Genomic DNA, 18,153 nt, shown 5'->3' with positions numbered 1-18,153 from the left:
TTCCCCCATCCTGCCGTTCACCTGACCGGGGCGGCGCGCCGGCCGGTCGGGGAGGGTCCGCGCCCGTGGCGGGCGCGAACCGGGTGCTGCTCAGGTCGGCCGGTTCAGATGGCCTTGTCGATCATCTGGGTCAGCAGGGTCTTGATGTTCGGCGGCGCGCCGAGCTGGGTCGAGTGGATCTGGCCGTCCTTGAACATCATCAGCATCGGGATGCTGCGGATGTTGTAGCGCACGCCGAGCCCGGGATGTTCCTGCACGTCGACCTTGACCACCTTGGCGCGGCCGTCGTACTGGTCGGCGAGCTGCTCGACGATCGGGCCGATGGCCTTGCACGGGCCGCACCACGGCGCCCAGAAGTCGACCAGGACGGGTTCGGACGACTGCAGCACGGTGGCGTCGAAATCGGTATCGCCAACATGCAGAACTTTTTCGCTCACGGGGGTCTCCTACGGGTGCCCGGACCATACGGATCGGGCGAATTTGGAACGGAATGCCCGAGCGGGCCATGCCGGGCGGGGGCTTACGCTAAACTGGGGCGTTTCGTGGCGCCTTCAAGGCCCTTCCAGGGGCTGGGACACAGCGTATCGCGTCGCGCCACGGCCTCATCGAACCGGTTGTCCCGACACATAAAACGGGGGCCGGCTCGGCCCCGGCAGTCTGCTTCGCCGACGCCACCCACGCAAGCGACACCCTACGGCGCCGAACCGGCGCGGATTCCGGAAACGCATGAGCGACAAGCCTTTAACCGATATAACGTTCTCCTCCTTCGACCTGCATCCGAGCCTGCTCGCGGGTCTGGAAGCGGCCGGGTTCTCCCGCTGCACCCCGATCCAGGCGCTGACCCTGCCGATCGCCCTGACCGGCCGCGACGTCGCCGGCCAGGCCCAGACCGGCACCGGCAAGACCCTGGCCTTCCTGGTCGCGGTGATGAACCGCCTGCTGACCCGCCCGGCCCTGGCCGAGCGCAAGCCCGAGGACCCGCGCGCCCTGATCCTGGCGCCGACCCGCGAGCTGGCGATCCAGATCCACAAGGACGCGGTCAAGTTCGGCTCCGACCTGGGCCTGAAGTTCGCCCTGGTCTACGGCGGCGTCGACTACGACAAGCAGCGCGAGCTGTTGCAGAAGGGCGCCGACGTCATCATCGCCACGCCCGGCCGCCTGATCGACTACGTCAAGCAGCACAAGGTGGTCTCGCTGCACGCCTGCGAAGTGTGCGTGCTCGACGAAGCCGACCGCATGTTCGACCTGGGCTTCATCAAGGACATCCGCTTCCTGCTGCGGCGCATGCCGATCCGCACCGAGCGCCAGACCTTGCTGTTCTCGGCGACCCTGAGCCATCGCGTGCTCGAGCTGGCCTACGAGCACATGAACGAGCCCGAGAAGGTCGTGGTCGAGACCGAGTTCATCACCGCGGCCAAGGTCCGGCAGAAGGTCTACTTCCCGGCCGACGACGAGAAGATCCCGCTGCTGCTGGGCCTGCTGTCGCGCAGCGAGGGCGCGCGCACGATGGTGTTCGTCAACACCAAGGCCTTCGTCGAGCGCGTGGCGCGTTCGCTGGAGCGCGGCGGCTACCGCGTGGGCGTGCTGTCGGGCGACGTGCCGCAGAAGAAGCGCGAGTCGCTGCTCAACAAGTTCCAGAAGGGCCAGCTGGAGATCCTGGTCGCCACCGACGTGGCCGCGCGCGGCCTGCACATCGACGGCGTCAGCCACGTCTACAACTACGACCTGCCGTTCGACGCGGAAGACTACGTCCACCGCATCGGCCGCACCGCGCGCCTGGGCGCCGAGGGCGACGCGATCAGCTTCGCCTGCGAGCGCTACGCGATGAGCCTGCCGGACATCGAGGCCTACATCGAGCAGAAGCTGCCGACCTCGCCGGTCGACGCCGAGCTGCTGGTCGCGTTGCCGCGTCCGCAGCGCGAGCTGCCGGCGGTCGAGGACGGCGAGGAAGAGAACGAGAGCATCGGCGCGATCTTCAAGGAAGCGCGCGAGCAGCGCGCGGCCGACGAACAGCGCCGCGGCGGCGGCAGCGGCAGCGGCGGTCGCGGCCGCAGCAGCGGCGGCGGTCGCAGCGGCGGTCCCGGCGGCCGCAGCGAAGGCCGTCGCGACGGCGCGCCGCGCAAGCCGCGCAGCGAAGAAGGCGCGGCCGCGACGGCCGGCGCCGAAGCCGGCGCGCCGCGTCCGCCGCGCAAGCCGCGCGCCGAAGACGCACCGGTGCAGGATGCGGCCCAGGCCGCCGCGCCTGCGGTCGCGGGTGCGGGCGCCAGCCCGGCCGCGGAAGGCGAGCGCGCGCCGCGCAAGCGCCGTCGCCGTCGCGGCGGTCGCCGCATCGACGGCGCCGAGGGTTCGGCCAACGCGCCGCAGGCCGCGCAAACCGCGCAGCCGGCGGCCGGCTCGACGCCCAAGGCGGTGCCCGCGCATAAGCCGGCCGCCGCCGCGCAGCCGGCGCAGCCGCAGGGCCAGCCCTCGCTGCTGAGCCGCCTCGGCCGCAAGCTGAAGTCGTTGGTGGCGCGTCCGCCGCGTACCCAGCACTGAGGCCGACCGGCGAAGCGGCGCGCGCCGCTTCGCCGCGGTTGCGGGCGACGCGGTGGTAAAGCGTCGCGGATGAAGCCCCTGCCGCCACAGCTCCCGGATGCGTCGGGGGCTGTGGCGGCAGGGGCTTCATGTTTTTGCGGGAGGGTCGCAGGCCCGACGCTTTCCGCCACGGCGCTCCGATTCGACCGCAAACGAGATCCTCGCCTCGCGCCCGCGCCCGCGCCCGCGCTCGCTGCGTGCGGCGGTAGAACGCCGGGCAGGTGTCGGTCGCGGTTTGCGACGGCCGGGATGCGTCAGGGCCGCCGTCGATGTGCGGCGACCGATGCCGGTTGCCGCAGTCCGGCGCGGCTGGCGGCCGGTGTCGGATGGGGCGGCGCGGGCCGCGGCGCCAACGCAGGCCGAACCGCCGCGCCGCAACGTGATGTTTTCCGGCGATTCGCTCTGCGATACTTCCGCCATGACCGTCCTGCGCTTCGACAACGTCAGCAAACGCTACAGCAGCGGCCACGAGGCACTCAGCGAAGTCAGCTTCGAGGTCGCGGCCGGCGAGATGCTGTTCGTCACCGGCCATTCCGGCGCCGGCAAGAGCACCCTGCTCAAGCTCATCCACCTCAGCGAGCGGCCCAGCCGCGGCGCGGTGGTGTTCGGCGACAAGAACCTGCTCAAGGTGCGCGGCCGCCGCATCGCCCTGCACCGGCGCGACGTCGGCGTGGTGTTCCAGGACCACCGCCTGCTCGCCGACCGCAGCGTCGCCGACAACGTCGCCTTGCCGCTGCTGCTGCGCGGCCTGCGCCGCGGCGACATCGGCCGGCGGGTGCGCTCGGCGCTGGAGAAGGTCGGCCTCGGCGCGCGCGCGACGGCGCTGCCGGGCGAACTCTCGGCCGGCGAGCAGCAGCGCGTCGGCATCGCCCGCGCGATCATCGGCGAGCCGCGCCTGCTGGTCGCCGACGAACCCACCGGCAACCTCGACCCGACCCTGTCGGCCGAGATCATGGCCCTGTTCCAGTCGCTGCCCGAGCGCGGCACCAGCGTGCTGGTCGCCAGCCACGACCTGGCCCTGGTCAAGCGCATGAAGAAGCGCGTGCTGGTGCTCAACCACGGCCGCCTGGTCGACGACATCGCCCCGGAGGACCTGGCCGAATGAGCGAGCAAGACATCCGCCCGGACGACGAGGCGAGCGAACGCGCGGCCGACACGCGCGCCGACCCCGGTCGCGCCGCGGAAGGCCGCGCCGACCTGCGCCCGTCCGAGCTGCGCGCCGAACGCGCCGAGCCCGCGGTCGAGGCCTCGGCGCAATCGCGCCTGGGCATGTGGCTGGACCACCACCTCTACAGCCTGGTCGCCAGCCTCGGCCGCCTGCTGCGCAAGCCGTGGGCGGCGCTGCTGACCATCGGCGTGATGGCGGTGGCGCTGGCGCTGCCGCTGGGGCTGTGGGCGGCGCTGAGCAACATCGAGCGCTTCGCCGGCGACGTCCAGCGTTCGCGCCAGATCAGCGTGTTCCTCAAGCCGCAGGTCAAGGTCGAGCGCGCGCGCGCGCTGGCCGAAGAACTGCGCGCGCGGCCCGACGTGGGCGCGGTCGATGTGCGCACGCCCGAGCAGGGTCTGGCCGAATTGCGCGAGAAGAGCGGCCTGGCCGAAGCGCTGGCCGCGGTCGAGAACAACCCGTTGCCGAGCCTGCTGGTGGTCACGCCCGGCGGCGACGAACTGGCCCTGGCGCAATCGCTGGAACAACTGGGCGAAGCCGACGTGGTCCAGCACGACGCCGGCTGGCGCCAGCGCCTGGACGGCTGGCTGCGCTTCGGCACCCGCCTGGCCTGGGTGCTGGCGGCGATGCTCGGCTTGGGCGCGCTGCTGGTGGTCGGCAACACCGTGCGCCTGGACATCCAGTCGCGGCGCGAGGAAATCGGCGTGCTGCAGCAGCTCGGCGCCACCGACGGCTTCATCCGCCGGCCGTTCCTGTACCTGGGCGCCTGCTACGGCCTGGCCGCCGGCGCGGTCGCGCTGGCGCTGCTGACCGCGGCCGACCACAGCCTGCGCGAACCGCTCGGCGCGCTGGCGCGCAGCTACGGCAGCCGCTTCGCCCTGCAGGGTTTCGACCCCGTGCAGGCGCTGGGCATCCTCGCCGGCGCCGCCGCGCTGGGCTGGCTCGGCGCCGGCGTGGTGACCGGGCATTACCTGCGCCAGACCCGCGGCGGGCAGGACTGAGCGAATCCCCGGCGTGCCCCTGTGGGCGCGATGCGAGTCGCGACCGCGGGGTAGCCGCTCGCGCCGCATCCGCGGCCGCGCGCTCGCGGCTCCTGCGCAGGGCGGCGGCCACCGCCCGATCCGGGCCAATCTGCATTCGTGCCGCGCAAGACTCGGAATCCGACCCCGCTTGCGCCTAGAATCGGACTCCCCCCGCACGACCTGCGCTCCTTCCGCCCCGGCGCCCGCGCCGCCGGACGCGCGTCCGGAGACGGTACCGCCCCGCATGCAAAGCCAGAACCTGCGACATTTCGACAACACCGCGCCGCGGGTGATGGTGGTGGACGGCTCCAGGCTGGTGCGCAAGCTCATCGCCGACGTGCTCGCGCGCGAGCTGCCGAACGCGCGCATCGTCCAGTGCGGCAACATCATCGAGGCCAAGCTCGCGCTCGACCACGGCGAAGTCGATCTGGTCACCACCTCGCTGGTGCTGCCCGACGGCGACGGCATCGCCCTGGCGCGCGCGGTGCGCGAGGCCGCGGGCCAGGCCTACGTGCCGGTGATCGTGGTCTCCGGCGACGCCCAGGCCCACCTGGAAGCGCGCCGCTTCACCGAGGACGTCACCGACTACTTCGACAAGTCGCTGGGCCAGAGCGCGCTGGCCGCGTTCATCCGCGGCTACGTGCAGCCGCAGCCGATCCCCGGCGCGCGCGTGCTCTACGTCGAGGACAGCCGGGTGGTGGCGGTGGCGACCAAGCGCATGCTCGAACGCCATTCGCTGCAGGTGCTGCATTTCATCGGCGTGGAAGAAGCGCTCGAACACCTGGAAGCGCACCGCGCCAGCGGCCGCGACGGCGGCGACGCCGGCGCCGACCTGGTGCTGACCGACGTCTACCTGAAGGGCGAGTTGGGCGGCAAGGACCTGCTCGCCAGGCTGCGCAACGACTTCGCGTACGGCAAGCGCCGCCTGCCGGTGCTGGTGATGACCGGCGATGCCAACCGCGACAACCAGAGCGAACTGCTGCGCGCCGGCGCCAACGACCTGGTGCTCAAACCGATCGAGGAGCGGCTGCTGGTGACCAAGACCTTGTTCCAACTGCGCCTGTCGCGGCTCGGCGCGCCCGCGGCGGTGCCGGCATGAGCGACGGCGATCGCGACATCAAGCTCGACCCGTCGTGGAAGTCGCGCATCGGCGACTGGTTCGAACGCGAGGACATGCAGTCGCTGTCGCGCTTCCTGCGCGAGCGCAAGGCCGCCGGCGCGCGGATCTTCCCGCCCGGCCCGCAGATATTCTCGGCCTTCGACGCCACGGCGTTCGAGCAGGTCAAGGTAGTGATCCTCGGCCAGGACCCGTACCACGGCCAGGGCCAGGCCCACGGTTTGTGCTTCTCGGTGCAGCCCGGCGTGGCGGTGCCGCCGTCGCTGGACAACATCTTCAAGGAAATCCACCGCGACCTCGGCATCGCCCGGCCCGATCACGGCTGCCTGCTGCCGTGGGCGAAGCAGGGCGTGCTGCTGCTCAACGCGGTGCTGACGGTCGAGGAAGGCCGTGCCGGCGCGCACCAGGGCAAGGGCTGGGAGGGCTTCACCGACCACGCCGTCGACGTGCTCAACCGCGAGCGCGAAGGCCTGGTGTTCCTGCTGTGGGGCAGCTACGCCCAGGCCAAGGGCAAGGTGATCGACCCGCGCCGGCACCGCGTGCTCAAGGCGCCGCATCCCTCGCCGCTGTCGGCGCACCGCGGCTTCATGGGCTGCGGCCATTTCTCCGCCGCCAACGAGTACCTGCAGCGCAACGGCCAGGCGCCGATCGACTGGGCGTTGCCGCCGCGCAGCGCGCTGTAGCGCGCAGCGCTCGCCGGGGTTCGGCCTGCGGACGCGGTCCGCAACCCGGCGATCGCCCCTCGCCGCCGCCGGCGCGCGGCCCGGGCCGCGAATTGCCGATCCGCCCCGCGGCTTCGGCTCACTGCGCCGCCAGCGCGTCCAACAGCGGCTGTTCGTCGTCGCAGGCCGCCACCGCCAGCACCGTGGCCGAATCGCAGCCTTCGGCCAGCACATAGGCGTGGCCCATATCCGAGTCGATGTAGCTGCTCTCGCCGGCGCGCAGCACGGTCGGATCGTAGAACTCGGTGTGCAGCGCCACCGCGCCGTCGAGCACGTAGACGAATTCCTCGCCGGGCGTGCGCACCAGTTCGCCGAACTCCTGCAGGCTGCGCGCGTGGATCCGGGTCAGGACGGGGATCATCCGCTTGCGCCGCAGTTCGGCGCACAGCAGGTAAGCGTCGTAGTTGCGGCCGCCGACGTGCGGCGCATCGCGCAGCCGGCCGATGCTGCGGCGCGCCGTCACCCCGCGTTCGGTCGGCAGCGGCGCCGAGAACAGCTCGCCCATGCTCAGGTTCAGCCGCTGGCTCAGCTGCACCAGCCGCTCGTAGTTCAGCGACAGGCGGTCGTGTTCGATCTTGGACAGCGTGGACAGCGGAATGCCGGACAGCTCGCTCAACTGCTTCAGAGTCCATTGATTGCGGGCGCGCAGCGCGCGCAACAGGCCGCCGAGGGTCGGCGGGTGTGGCGATTTCATTCCTTTGTCTCCGCACTGCGATCGGGGCGGGTGGCCGTGCCGGAGGCGCGGGCAGGCCGAGGCGCCAAAACTGCCAAGCATCGGACCCGGCATCCTTTAGTCAAGTTTTTTGTGCGCCAACCTCGGAAACCCGGGTGACGGCCGACACGTTCGCGTCGCGCCAAGGCCAGGCCCAGTGTGCAGGCCGTGGGAGGACGGGCGCCGGCAGGGAATGGGTCGCAACCGATCTAGAGACGCAGGATCGGGCCGGGCGAGGCCATCGGTGTGCCTGCTGGCACTTAGGTGGCTTTTCCAGTGAAGAAAAACGGCTCGGACTTGTCTGAAAATATGCATGGCCTTCCACCGTGCGAGTGGTCAAATAAAGTGATGATGTTCACATTTATTTTGACCTAACAGGTCACTCATCGACCTGGCCCGTCGAAAAATCGCGAAAAAACTTCGCCTGCCGCCGTGCGCTGCGCTTTTCTGCTGCCGCAAAAGCGGTGCACGGTAAATCCGCCGATGTCCTCGGTCCCCGGGTTTCTCCGATTGGGACAGGTGTCGGAAGTCGAAAGGTGCCGGACGGCGGCGATAACGCGTCCGCATCGGCCACAGGGGGCAGACGAAGTGATCAATTCATCCATCCAACGTGTCTGGCTTTCTGCCCTGGGTGTGCTCGACCCGGTAGCCGAACTCACGCTCCATGTGCCTGCCGGTCTCAATGGCGTGCCCTGGAGCGTGATTCGGCCTCCATCCCGCCGGCCCGGATGCGGCCGGCGTCGCATGGAGGTGCGGCTCTCGGCCGCTGCCGCGCGCGGCCCTGCCGCCGTCCGTCCGTCGCACCGGTCCGCCGGTGCGGCTCCAGCGCGCCGCGGTCGCTGCGCCGGCTCGCGCCGGCCGGTGCGGCGGTGCGCGATCGGGCCGTCGCCGCTTGCGGCGCCGGCGATCCGTAGCGACTGGCATCAGTGCGAACCCTCCCAGCCACAACGTAAGGTGATTTCATGAAAGAGACCCGGCGCCGTATGACCCTCAACCTGGCCGGCAGCGAGATGCAGTTCCTCGAAGAGTTGTGCGTCCGCAAGGGCGTCAGCAAGACCGCCGCGATCCGCCAGGCCCTGCGCCTGTACCAGGTGGTCGAGGACCGAGCCGACAAGGGCAAGAAGATGTTCTTCGTCGACAACAGCACCAAGGAGCGTTCGGAGCTGATGCTGCTCTGACCCTCGCGTCGTTCGCGGGAGCGCCGATCCGCCGCACGCCCGGGCTGCGGCGGGCGACCGTCCGCACCGATGCCATGCGCCGCGCCTTGGGGCCGGCGTAGTTGCAGTTATCGCGTAAGCGCTGGGTCCGCCGCGATGGGCGGATTCCCGGCCGCAGGTTTTCTGCGCGGATCTCGTCCGCGAACCCCAGGCCGACTTTCAGGCGAAGAACGCGCGCACGATCGATGCCGCCTCGTGCAGGTCCGCGGGCGCATCGGCCGGCGGCGCGAGCAACGCGAACGCGCAGTCCGGCAAGGCGGCCAGCCGCGGCGATCGCGCGATCGCCAGGCCCGGCCCGATCGCCGAGGCATTGAGACAGCCCACGCCCAATCCCGCGCGCAGCGCCGCCTGCAGCCCGGCCACGCCGCTGGCCTGATGGGCGATGCGATGGGCGCTGCGGTGCCGCCGCAGGCGTTGCACGGCCAGGCCGTGCAGGCTGCAATCCGGCGGCAGCAACACCAGCGGCAACTCGTTTTCCTCGCGCAGGTCCAGGCCCGGCGCGGCCACCCACTGCAGCGCTTCGCGCCGCAGCGGCAGTCCCGCGGCGCGTTCGCGCGCGGCGCCGGTGCGCATGACCACGGCCAGGTCGTGGCGGCCTTCGGCGTGGCCCTGGGCCAGCGCCGCGCTGAGCCCGACCTCGACCTGCAGCCGCAGCTGCGGGCAGCGCCGGCCCAGCTGCGCCAGCAGGCCGGCGATCTCGTCGTTGCGGAAGTAGTCGCTGATCGCCAGCCGCGCCTGGGTTCGGCGCACTTCGTTGCGCACGTCGTGCAAGGCCAACTCGCCCAGCGCCAGCAACTGGCGGGCATGGCCGATCAGGCGCTGTCCGGCCGCAGTCAGGCCGACGCCCTGGCGCGAGCGCAGCAGCAGGGCGGCGCCGGCGGCGGATTCGAGCTTCTGCAGTTGTTCGCTGACCGCCGATTGCGAGCGGAACACGCGGCCGGCGCCGGCGGAGATGCTGCCGGCTTCGGCGACCGCGACGAAGGCGCGGAGCTGGTCGAGGTCGAGGCTGCGCATGGCGCCGTTACCGGGATAGCCGATGGATGAGCGCCGATCTTCCCGCTATTCCGATGGATGCGGCAAGCCTAGCCTGTACCTGCACCCCGGGGCCGAGTCGTGCCGGCCCGCCGCAGAGAACCGCCGCCATGCCGCACCTGAACCTGCAGATTTCCGGCCCCGCCGATCCCGCGCTGGCGCGCCGCGCCAGCGCCCTGGTCGCCGACCTCACCGTCGACGCGTTGGGCAAGCAACGCGAACTGATCGCGATCGAAGTGCGCTTCGTCGAGCGCGCGCTGTGGTTCGTCGGCGGCCGCAGCCTGGAAGAACTCGGGCGAAATTCGTTCTTCCTCGATATCAGCATCACCGACGAGACCAACACCAAGGACGAGAAGGCGCGCTTCATCGAGCGCGCCTATGCGCAGCTGTCGGCCTTGATCGGCGACGTCCACGAGGTGTCGTATATCCACGTCGTCGACGCGCGCGCTGCCGCCTACGGCTACGGCGGTTCGACCCAGGAACGCCGTTACCAGGCCGCGCGCCTCGACCCGCCGCGCTGAGCCTGCCGCGCCGCCGCGCCGTCGGGGCAGGCCGGTGCGCGCGCGGGCGAAGCGGGCCCGCGCGCGCGGCCGCGTTCAGCCCGCGCCGGCCTGCGCGCGCAACCACGCGCGCAGCGCCGCGAGGTCGGCGCGCTGCGCGCCGGGCGCCTGCACCCACCAATGCGGATGGCCGTCCAGCACCGGCCCGAACGGCTGCACCAGCGCGCCGGCGGCGAGGTCGTCGGCGACCAGGGCCAGGCTCAGCAGGGCCACGCCGTGGCCGGCGATGGCGGCCTGGATGGCGTGGCTCTCGTCGGTGAAGCGCAGGCCGGCGTCGAGGTCGAGATCGTCGAGTCCGAGCCCATCGGCGTTCGCGCGCTCGCGCCAGCGCTGCCAGGTCGGCGTGTCGGCGCTGGGGTGGCGCCATTCCGAATGCAGCAGCGCGTGCCGCCGGAGCTCGTGCGGGCCGCGCAGGCCCAGGTGCGGGCTGCACACCGGCGCGAAGCGGTTCTCGACCAGCGGTTCCGCGTCGAGCCCGGGCCAGGGGCCGCGGCCGTAGCGGATCGCCGCGTCGGCGAGGCCGGCGTGCAGGTCGACCGGATCGTCGGAGGCGTGCAGGCGCAGGTCGAGGTCGGGACAGGCCTGGCGGAACGAGGCCATGCGCGGCACCAGCCACTTGGCGGTGAACGACAGCGTCGCCGACAGGGTCAGCGCGCGCCGCTGCGGCTGCGCGCGCAACGCCTCGACCGCGACGGCGAAGGCGTCGAAGCCGTCGCGCAGCACCGGGAACAGGCGCTCGGCGGCGGCGGTGGGGACGACCCGGCGGGTCTGGCGCTCGAACAGGCGCACGCCGATGTGTTCCTCCAGGCTGCGGATCTGGTGGCTGATCGCGGTCGGCGTCACCGACAGCTCCTGCGCGGCGCGCTTGAAGCTGCGCAGCCGCGCGGCGGCCTCGAACGCGCGCAAGGCGCCCAGCGGGGGCAGGCGGCGGCTGGACATGGCTGAGATCGATTCATCCGTCGGTTGAGAAATCGGAGTTTGTCGCCCAATCGGGCCGCTTTCAATATGGCTTCCATCCCGGCGCCGCGCCGCAGTGGCGCAGCCGGACTCATCCATGACTCAGCGAGCCCCGCCATGACCCGACTGCTCCACATCGACTCCAGCGCCCGCTTCGGCGGCTCCGACACCCAGGCCCACGGCTCGCACAGCCGGCGCCTGAGCGCGCGCTTCGTGCGCCGCTGGCGCGAGCTGCGCCCCGGCGACGAGGTGACCGTGCGCGACGTCGGCCTGCAGCCGCCGGCGCCGGTCACCGGCGGCTGGATCCATGCCGCCTTCACCCCGCCGGCGCAGCGCGAGCCGTGGATGCGCGAAGCGCTGGCCGAGAGCGACGCGCTGGTCGACGAACTGCTCGCCGCCGACTTGGTCGTCATCGGCGTGCCGATGTACAACTTCGGCATGCCGGCCCAGCTCAAGGCCTGGATCGACAACATCGTGCGCGTGGGCCGCACGTTCGGCTTCGACCGCGCCCGCGCCGGCGAGCCGTACTGGCCGATGCTGGCCGGCCAGGGCCGGCAGCTGGTGCTGCTGAGCTCGCGCGGCGATTACGGTTACGGCCGCGGCGAGCGGCTGGAGGCGATCAACCACGTCGAACCCGGCGTGCTCACTCCGCTGCGCTACATCGGCATCGACGACGCGCATTCGCTGGCGGTGGAATACGACGAATTCGGCGACGAGCGTCTGCGCGCATCGATCGAGCGCGCCGAAGGCGAGGTCGATGCGCTGGTGCGGCGGCTCGTGGCCGGACGGGCGTTGCGCGAAGCCGCGTGAGGCGGCGAAGCTGCCTGTAGGCGCGGCGCGCGCCGCGACCGCGCCAACGCGACGATTGCGGATCTGGTTTTCGTGCGAGGTCTCGCCACGCGCTCGCGCGTCGGCGAATGCAGGCGCGGCGCGCGCGGTGGCGTCCTCGACGTTTGCTCGTGGTTGGGTTGGCGCGGTCGCGGCGCGCGCCGCTCCCGAGGCGGCCCCGCGGCTGAACGGCGGTGGCCGCCGCGGGCTTGTCGGGGCCGCCGGCGGCCCCTACCTTCGCAAGGTCGCGAACGCGTTTCGCGGCGAGCCGCCATTCCGGCGCGACCAGGCGAGAGGCGATGACCCCAGACAGCGATCCGTTGCAGCACCCGGCCGATGCGGCCGATCTCAAGCGCGCGGTAGCGTTGCTGGAGACGCCGTCGGTCACCGCGCGCATGGCGGCGCTGGCCGGCGCGCCGATCGAGTTCGGCATGTCCAAGCTGCCCAAGTTCGCGCACGAGCGCATCCATAAGATCGTGCACGCGGCCTTGCACCGGGCCGCGTCGGCGGCGCTGCGCACGGTCGGCGATGCGCCTAGCAAGGGCGCCTCGACCAAGACCCACAAGCTGGCCGCGGCGCTGTCCGGCGCGGCCGGCGGTTTGTTCGGCATGGCCGGGCTGGCGGTGGAGCTGCCGGTGACCACGGTGATCATGATGCGCTCGGTCGCCGACATCGCGCGCAGCGAGGGGTTCTCGGTGTCCGAGCCGTGGGTGCGCGCGGCCTGCGTGGAGGTGTTCGCGTTCGGCGGCAACAGCAAGAGCGACGATGCGGCCGAGTCGGGGTATTACGCCTCGCGCGGGATGCTGTCGGAGCTGACCAAGGGCGCGACCCGCGAGCTGGTGCACCTGGCCGGCCATCGCGGCGCGCACGAGCTGACCCAGGCCTACGCCAAGAAGCAGACGGCGGCGTGGATGGCCAAGCTGATCGACACGGTGGCCACGCGCTTCGGGATCGTGATCACCGAGAAGACCGCGGCGCAGATCGTGCCGGTGATCGGCGCGGCGACCGCGGCGACGATGAACGTGCTGTTCACCAACCACTACCAGGACATGGCGCGCGGGCATTTCATCGTCAAGCGGCTGGAGCTGAAGTACGGCGCGCAGGCAGTGGAGCAGGCGTATCGGCGGGTGAAGGCGGGCGAGGCGTTGGCGCTGCCGGAGCGCGCCGGGGGGTAGGGCGCGGCGGGCTGGAACCAGAGCGTCGGGCCTGAAGGCCCTCCCACAACCGCAGGGCGGTCTAGGCCTGCCGCTGTTGTGGGAGGGCCTTCAGGCCCGACGCTTTTCTTTCAGCTGGCGAAGTTCACTCGGACGCCTTCAACACCAGCGTCGTGCGCGTCCCGCGTTCGGCCTTGTCGAAACGCAGGGTCCAGCCCAGGTGTTCGCACAGGCGCGAGATCAGGTCCAGGCCGATGCCGCCGCCTTCGCGGCCGCCGCGGGCGACGCGGGCGTAGATCGCGCTGATCTCTTCCGGGGTCATGCCGTGGCCCGGGTCTTCGATCGTCACGGTGGCATCGGGCTGCAGCCGGATCGCGATCTCGCCGCGGTCGCTGTTCTCGATCGCGTTGCGCAGCAGGTTGCCGATCGCGGCCTGCACGATCGGCAGCGGCGCCAGGATCTCGCACGGCGGCAGCGGCGCCACCGCCAGGGTCAGGTCCTTGTCGCGGGTGAGGTGGCGGTGGTCCTCGACGATCTCCGGCAGCAGGTGGTCGAGGGCGACGCGGTCGCTGCTGGCGCTCAGCCGCTTGGGGTCCTTGGCCAGCACCAGCAACAGTGAGATCAGCTGCTCGACGTCGCGCGAGGTGCGGCGGATGCGGTTGATCTGGTGGCGCGCGCCGGCCGGCAGTTCGCTCTGCTCCAGCGCGATCTCGGCGGCGCCGGCGATCACCGAGATCGGCGTGCGCAACTCATGGCTGGCGCTGTCGATGAAGGCGCGCTCGCGTTCGACGAAGCGGTCGTTGCGCTGCAGGTAGTCGTTGACCGCATCGGCGATCACCACCAGTTCCGAACTGGCCGATTCGGGCACTTCCACGCGCTGGCCCGAGCGGTCCGGGCGCAGGCCGCCGATGCGCTGGGCCATGTTGGTCAGCGGCCGCACCAGCCGGCGCACGCCCCAGCCGATCACCAGGCCCAGCAGCAGCAAGGTGGTGACGGCCGAACCGGCGATGGTCAGCGCGAGGTCGAACTCGCGGTGCTCCATGTCGTCGATGTCCAGCGCCAGGGTCAGGCGGCGGCCATCGACGTCGCGCACCAGGGTCACGTACTCGACGCCGGCGACGACGACCTCGTCGTGCACGCCCGGCGGCAACGCCGCCAGTTCGCGCGGCGGCGGGCGGGTGGCGCTGTCGTACAGCGACAGCGCCTGGGTGTCGCTCCAGCGATAGTCCGAGTCGCCGCGGCTGCGTTCGACGAAGTAGTCCATCTCGGTGTTCATCAGCGAGGTCCACACCAGGTGCTCGGCGTGCTCGTTGACGAAGAACCCCTGCACCACCACCGCGATCGACAGCAGCGCGGTGTAGCCGAACAGGCCGAGCAGGATCCGCTGGCGCAGGCTCGAGCGCGGACGGGCCGGTTCGGCGCTGCGGTCAGGCGTCGCCATCGGCCTCGGGGTCTGCCGCGTCGGCCGCTGCGGCCGGCGCCGCGAGGCGATAGCCCACGCGCGGCAGGGTCTGGATCAGCTTGACCGGATAGGGGCCGTCGACCGCGCGGCGCAGTTCGTAGATATGCGAGCGCAGCATGTCGCCGTCGGGCGGGCTGTCGCCCCACAGCGCGTGCTCCAGGCGCTCGCGCGTGACCGCGCCGGGGCTGGACTGCAGCAGCACTTCCAGCAGCTTGCGGCAGGCCGGGTACAGGTGCAGCGAGCGGCCGCCGCGGCTGACTTCCAGCGTGGTCAGGTCGAGCTTGAGGTCGGCGACCTGCAGCACCTTGCTGCGGCCGCGGCCGGCGGCGCGCGCGGCCAGCGCCTCCAGCCGCACTTCCAGTTCGGGCAGGGCGAAGGGCTTGGTCAGGTAGTCGTCGGCGCCGGCGCGGAAGCCGGCGATCTTGTCGGGCAGTTCGTCGCGCGCGGTCAGCATCAGCACCGGCACGTCGGAGCCGGCCTCCTCGCGCAGGCTGCGCAGCACTTCGCGGCCGTCCAGGCGCGGCAGCATCCAGTCGAGCACGATCGCGTCGTAGCGCTGGGTCACCGCCAGGTGCAGGCCGGTCGGGCCGTCGGGCGCGGCGTCGAGGGTGTAGCCGCGCGCTTCGAAGTAATCGAAGAGGTTGGCGACCAGGTTGCGGTTGTCTTCCACTACCAACAGGCGCATGCGCCGGGTCTCCTGCCGCGGGGGCGGCGTGAACGAGTGTGCCCCATTGCCGGGGCGTCGAGGATGGGGCGCGCGGACGTCCCCGGTCCCGGCGCAGGCGGGCAGTGTGGATACGGTGGCGTCGGAACGCGGTCGGAACAAGCGCCGGGCCGGCGCAACGCCGGCCGAATCTGAACGCAAGACCGGCCTTTTGCCCGGTTCCGAGGCTTTTTTGGCCTGTTTAACGAGCCGCCAACCCGGTTCCGACCGCTCTCCGACAGCGCCGTTTCGATCATCCCCGCAGCCCGACGCGTGTTCGCACGGGTCTTCCACGCCCGTCTCCGAGCCCGCTGCCGTCGATGATCCGTTCCGCTACCAGGCCGCTGCTGCCGGCCGTCCCGCGTCCCGCCGTCCTGCCCGGCGTCTCCGCCGGCATGTCGCCGCGCCGGTTCCTGCTCCTGCATGCGCTGTGGCCCCTGCTAACGCTGGCGGCGCTGTCGGCGTTGACGATGGGCCTGGGCGGCGATTTCTGGCTGGCCGACCGCTTCTACGCGCTGGAAGGCGGGCGCTGGGCGCTGCAGAACGCCTACCTGACCGAGCACCTGATCCACCGCTTCGGCCGCGACGCCAGCACCGCGGCCTGGCTGGGCGCGTTCGCGTTCTGGCTGTACGCGAACTCGCGCCCGGCGCTGGCGCCGTGGCGGCGGCCGCTGGCCTATCTGTTGCTGGCCACGCTGCTGGCGGTGGCGCTGGCCTCGGGCCTGAAGTCGCTGACCAACATGGACTGCCCCTGGGACCTGACCCGCTACGGCGGCGAGGTCGCCTTCTTCGGCCTGTTCGACCGGCGTCCGCCGGGGCTCGAGCGCGGCGTGTGTTTCCCCGCCGGCCACGCCAGCGGCGGCTACGCCTGGATCGCGTTGTACTTCTTCTTCCTGCAGGTGCGCCCGCGCCTGCGCTGGGCGGGCCTGGCGACCGGGCTGGCGGTGGGGCTGCTGTTCGGCTTCTCGCAACAGTTGCGCGGCGCGCACTTCCTCTCGCACGACGTGTGGACGCTGGCGATCAGCTGGTTCGTGGCGTTGGCGCTGTACCTGGCGATGGCGCGGCGCGAGGCGCCGCGACCGGCGCCGGCCGAACGCGCCGCGCTGGAAGGGGCGGGCCGATGAACGCCATCGCCCGTCCGCAGCTGCGCTGGCCGGCGTGGCTGTCCTACCGCCCCGAGCTCAGCGTCGAAGCGATCGTCCTGATCGCGAGCGTGTTCTTCGCCGCGTTCGCCAACAACGCGTTCTGGCGCGCGGCCTCGGCCGCCGGCGCGTTCGCCAACGGCGGCGGCGCGTGGGTGGCGACGTGCGTGTTCGTGGCCATCGTCGCGATCACTGCGCTGTTGCTGGGCGTGTTGTTGAACCGCTGGACGGTGAAGCCGCTGCTGACGGTGCTGCTGCTGGTCACCGCCGGCGCGGCGCATTTCATGAGCCAGTACGGGATCTACCTGGACACCGGGATGGTCCGCAACGTGCTGCAGTCCGACGGCAAGGAGTCGGCGGAGCTGTTCACCGCCGGGCTGGTGCTGCCGCTGCTGCTGTACGGCGTGCTGCCGGCGCTGTTGCTGTGGCGGGTGCGGTTGAAGCCGCGGCCGCTGGGCCGCGCGCTGCTGGTGCGGCTGGGGCTGCTGGTCGCGTCGCTGACGCTGGCCGGGCTGGCGCTGATGGGCTCGTTCCAGGACATCTCGGCGCTGATGCGCAACCACAAGGAAGTGCGCCACCTGGTGACGCCGGCCAATTACCTGGTGTCGCTGGCGCGGGTGGCGCTGGACGATTCGGCCTCGCGCGTGCGCGGCCGCACCCCGATCGGCACCGATGCGCGCGTGGCCGCCGGCCGCGCGTCCGGCGCCAAGCCGCGCCTGCTGGTGCTGGTGGTCGGCGAAACGGTGCGCGCGCAGAACTGGGGCCTCAACGGCTACCAGCGCCAGACCACGCCGGAACTGGCGCGGATCGGCCCGATCAACTTCCCCGACGTGACCGCGTGCGGCAGCAGCACCGAGGTCTCGGTGCCGTGCATGTTCTCGCCGTTCGGCCGCGCCAACTACGACAAGGACCGCATCCAGGGTTCGGAGTCGCTGCTCAACGTGCTCGAGTACGCCGGCATCCAGACCCTGTGGCGCGACAACCAGACCGGCTGCAAGAACGTGTGCAAGGGCCTGGCGTTCGAGACCTTCGAGCACGACACCGACCCGAACTACTGCGACAGCGAGCGCTGCTTCGACGAAGTGATGCTGCGCGGCCTGCGCGAGCGCATCGGCGCCAAGCCGGGCGACGCGGTGGTGGTGCTGCACCAGCTCGGCAACCACGGCCCGGCCTATTTCCGCCGCTATCCCGACCGCCTGCGGCGCTGGACGCCGACCTGCGACACCAACGAACTGGGCAAGTGCGACCAGCAGCAGATCGTCAACGCCTACGACAACGCGGTGCTGGCGACCGACGAATTCCTGGCCCGGACCATCCGCTACCTGGCCCAGGACACCTCGCGCGATACCGCGATGATCTACCTGTCCGACCACGGCGAGTCGCTGGGCGAGAACGGGCTGTACCTGCACGGCGTGCCGTATGCGATCGCGCCGAAGACCCAGACCAAGGTGCCGATGGCGATGTGGTTCTCGCCGGGCTTCGCCGCGTCGCGCGGGTTGGACCTGCAGTGCTTGCGCGCGGAATCGGCCAAGCCTGCGAGCCAGGACAACCTGTTCCACTCGGTGCTGGGGTTGATGCAGGTGGAGACCAGCGTGTACGAGAAGCGGATGGATCTGTTCGCGCCGTGCGTGCGCAAGGCGGTTTGAGGGCTTCGATGATGGGTGTGCGGTTCGTGCGGATTGCGGCCGCGTTGAGGGCGGCCTCGTAGTTGGGTCGTCGCGGTCGCGGCTTGCGCCGCTGCTACAGGGACTTCGGCTGGTTCGTATCCGACTGTAGGAGCGGCGCA

The 18,153-nt window shown here is 71.3% G+C and carries 17 protein-coding genes; 11 read left to right on the top strand and 6 right to left on the bottom strand.

From position 1 onward, the window contains the following. Positions 1 to 104 precede the first annotated feature (104 nt). Positions 105 to 437: a thioredoxin gene (gene trxA / locus BLV01_RS19850; protein WP_091804076.1), complete on the bottom strand. Its 333-nt coding sequence runs from the start codon at positions 435 to 437 to the stop codon at positions 105 to 107. Positions 438 to 726: 289 nt separating this feature from the next. On the opposite strand from trxA, the gene rhlB reads away from it, so the two are divergent. The 5 genes from rhlB to ung all read left to right on the top strand — a co-directional run bounded on the left by rhlB (position 727) and on the right by ung (position 6,561). Beyond that, complete coding sequence (gene rhlB, locus BLV01_RS19845; protein WP_091804073.1) at positions 727 to 2,535, top strand: ATP-dependent RNA helicase RhlB; 1,809 nt, start codon at positions 727 to 729, stop codon at positions 2,533 to 2,535. Positions 2,536 to 2,992: 457 nt separating this feature from the next. Continuing rightward, the gene (gene ftsE, locus BLV01_RS19840) at positions 2,993 to 3,679 is read left to right on the top strand and encodes a cell division ATP-binding protein FtsE (protein ID WP_091804070.1); all 687 of its coding nucleotides are present in this window, start codon (positions 2,993 to 2,995) and stop codon (positions 3,677 to 3,679) included. 164 nt (positions 3,680 to 3,843) lie between these two features. Continuing rightward, positions 3,844 to 4,740 (top strand): permease-like cell division protein FtsX, encoded by an 897-nt coding sequence (ftsX, locus tag BLV01_RS19835; protein WP_254782705.1) that lies wholly within the window; start codon positions 3,844 to 3,846, stop codon positions 4,738 to 4,740. A 265-nt stretch (positions 4,741 to 5,005) separates the two neighbouring features. Then, complete coding sequence (locus BLV01_RS19830; RefSeq protein WP_091804060.1) at positions 5,006 to 5,860, top strand: response regulator; 855 nt, start codon at positions 5,006 to 5,008, stop codon at positions 5,858 to 5,860. Continuing rightward, positions 5,857 to 6,561, top strand: coding sequence for a uracil-DNA glycosylase (ung, locus tag BLV01_RS19825; protein WP_091804057.1), 705 nt, complete (start codon positions 5,857 to 5,859; stop codon positions 6,559 to 6,561). The genes BLV01_RS19830 and ung overlap by 4 nt, the downstream gene beginning before the upstream one ends. A 118-nt stretch (positions 6,562 to 6,679) precedes the next feature. On the opposite strand, the gene BLV01_RS19820 is transcribed toward ung, so the two are convergent. Continuing rightward, complete coding sequence (locus BLV01_RS19820) at positions 6,680 to 7,294, bottom strand: helix-turn-helix domain-containing protein (protein ID WP_091804054.1); 615 nt, start codon at positions 7,292 to 7,294, stop codon at positions 6,680 to 6,682. Between the two features lie 980 nt (positions 7,295 to 8,274). On the opposite strand from BLV01_RS19820, the gene BLV01_RS19815 reads away from it, so the two are divergent. Then, complete coding sequence (locus BLV01_RS19815; RefSeq protein ID WP_036110112.1) at positions 8,275 to 8,490, top strand: transcriptional regulator; 216 nt, start codon at positions 8,275 to 8,277, stop codon at positions 8,488 to 8,490. Positions 8,491 to 8,688: 198 nt separating this feature from the next. On the opposite strand, the gene BLV01_RS19810 is transcribed toward BLV01_RS19815, so the two are convergent. Continuing rightward, positions 8,689 to 9,543: a LysR family transcriptional regulator gene (locus tag BLV01_RS19810; RefSeq protein ID WP_091804051.1), complete on the bottom strand. Its 855-nt coding sequence runs from the start codon at positions 9,541 to 9,543 to the stop codon at positions 8,689 to 8,691. 128 nt (positions 9,544 to 9,671) lie between these two features. Between BLV01_RS19810 and BLV01_RS19805 the strand changes: the two genes are divergently transcribed. After that, positions 9,672 to 10,082: a tautomerase family protein gene (locus tag BLV01_RS19805; RefSeq protein ID WP_091804048.1), complete on the top strand. Its 411-nt coding sequence runs from the start codon at positions 9,672 to 9,674 to the stop codon at positions 10,080 to 10,082. A gap of 75 nt (positions 10,083 to 10,157) precedes the next feature. On the opposite strand, the gene BLV01_RS19800 is transcribed toward BLV01_RS19805, so the two are convergent. Then, complete coding sequence (locus BLV01_RS19800) at positions 10,158 to 11,060, bottom strand: LysR substrate-binding domain-containing protein (protein WP_091804045.1); 903 nt, start codon at positions 11,058 to 11,060, stop codon at positions 10,158 to 10,160. Between the two features lie 135 nt (positions 11,061 to 11,195). Between BLV01_RS19800 and BLV01_RS19795 the strand changes: the two genes are divergently transcribed. After that, positions 11,196 to 11,888, top strand: a complete 693-nt coding sequence (locus tag BLV01_RS19795; RefSeq protein WP_091804042.1) for an FMN-dependent NADH-azoreductase — start codon at positions 11,196 to 11,198, stop codon at positions 11,886 to 11,888. A gap of 317 nt (positions 11,889 to 12,205) precedes the next feature. After that, entirely contained in the window at positions 12,206 to 13,081 is an 876-nt protein-coding gene (locus tag BLV01_RS19790) for an EcsC family protein (RefSeq protein ID WP_091804038.1), read from the top strand. Between the two features lie 124 nt (positions 13,082 to 13,205). On the opposite strand, the gene BLV01_RS19785 is transcribed toward BLV01_RS19790, so the two are convergent. Then, positions 13,206 to 14,501: a sensor histidine kinase gene (locus BLV01_RS19785; RefSeq protein WP_091804036.1), complete on the bottom strand. Its 1,296-nt coding sequence runs from the start codon at positions 14,499 to 14,501 to the stop codon at positions 13,206 to 13,208. Continuing rightward, positions 14,488 to 15,207 (bottom strand): response regulator transcription factor, encoded by a 720-nt coding sequence (locus BLV01_RS19780; RefSeq protein ID WP_091804033.1) that lies wholly within the window; start codon positions 15,205 to 15,207, stop codon positions 14,488 to 14,490. The genes BLV01_RS19785 and BLV01_RS19780 overlap by 14 nt, the downstream gene beginning before the upstream one ends. A gap of 338 nt (positions 15,208 to 15,545) precedes the next feature. On the opposite strand from BLV01_RS19780, the gene BLV01_RS19775 reads away from it, so the two are divergent. After that, complete coding sequence (locus BLV01_RS19775) at positions 15,546 to 16,349, top strand: phosphatase PAP2 family protein (protein ID WP_254782703.1); 804 nt, start codon at positions 15,546 to 15,548, stop codon at positions 16,347 to 16,349. Further along, on the top strand, positions 16,346 to 18,013 hold the full coding sequence (locus tag BLV01_RS19770; RefSeq protein WP_091804031.1) for a phosphoethanolamine transferase: 1,668 nt from the start codon (positions 16,346 to 16,348) through the stop codon (positions 18,011 to 18,013). Before BLV01_RS19775 ends, BLV01_RS19770 begins: the two co-directional genes overlap by 4 nt. Positions 18,014 to 18,153: the final 140 nt, after the last annotated feature.

Source organism: Lysobacter sp. yr284, from assembly GCF_900107375.1.
Taxonomy (GTDB): Bacteria; Pseudomonadota; Gammaproteobacteria; order Xanthomonadales; family Xanthomonadaceae; genus Lysobacter.
The sequence above is the reverse complement of the archived record's forward strand: the minus strand, read 5'-3'. Positions and strand labels throughout refer to the sequence as shown.

Coding starts and splice junctions, on each gene's coding strand:
- rhlB (WP_091804073.1), top strand. CDS start 727: ATGAGCGACAAGCCTTTAACCGATATAACGTTCTCCTCCTTCGACCTG.
- ftsE (WP_091804070.1), top strand. CDS start 2,993: ATGACCGTCCTGCGCTTCGACAACGTCAGCAAACGCTACAGCAGCGGC.
- ftsX (WP_254782705.1), top strand. CDS start 3,844: ATGTGGCTGGACCACCACCTCTACAGCCTGGTCGCCAGCCTCGGCCGC.
- BLV01_RS19830 (WP_091804060.1), top strand. CDS start 5,006: ATGCAAAGCCAGAACCTGCGACATTTCGACAACACCGCGCCGCGGGTG.
- ung (WP_091804057.1), top strand. CDS start 5,857: ATGAGCGACGGCGATCGCGACATCAAGCTCGACCCGTCGTGGAAGTCG.
- BLV01_RS19820 (WP_091804054.1), bottom strand. CDS start 7,294: ATGAAATCGCCACACCCGCCGACCCTCGGCGGCCTGTTGCGCGCGCTG.
- BLV01_RS19815 (WP_036110112.1), top strand. CDS start 8,275: ATGAAAGAGACCCGGCGCCGTATGACCCTCAACCTGGCCGGCAGCGAG.
- BLV01_RS19810 (WP_091804051.1), bottom strand. CDS start 9,543: ATGCGCAGCCTCGACCTCGACCAGCTCCGCGCCTTCGTCGCGGTCGCC.
- BLV01_RS19805 (WP_091804048.1), top strand. CDS start 9,672: ATGCCGCACCTGAACCTGCAGATTTCCGGCCCCGCCGATCCCGCGCTG.
- BLV01_RS19800 (WP_091804045.1), bottom strand. CDS start 11,060: ATGTCCAGCCGCCGCCTGCCCCCGCTGGGCGCCTTGCGCGCGTTCGAG.
- BLV01_RS19795 (WP_091804042.1), top strand. CDS start 11,196: ATGACCCGACTGCTCCACATCGACTCCAGCGCCCGCTTCGGCGGCTCC.
- BLV01_RS19790 (WP_091804038.1), top strand. CDS start 12,206: ATGACCCCAGACAGCGATCCGTTGCAGCACCCGGCCGATGCGGCCGAT.
- BLV01_RS19785 (WP_091804036.1), bottom strand. CDS start 14,501: ATGGCGACGCCTGACCGCAGCGCCGAACCGGCCCGTCCGCGCTCGAGC.
- BLV01_RS19780 (WP_091804033.1), bottom strand. CDS start 15,207: ATGCGCCTGTTGGTAGTGGAAGACAACCGCAACCTGGTCGCCAACCTC.
- BLV01_RS19775 (WP_254782703.1), top strand. CDS start 15,546: ATGATCCGTTCCGCTACCAGGCCGCTGCTGCCGGCCGTCCCGCGTCCC.
- BLV01_RS19770 (WP_091804031.1), top strand. CDS start 16,346: ATGAACGCCATCGCCCGTCCGCAGCTGCGCTGGCCGGCGTGGCTGTCC.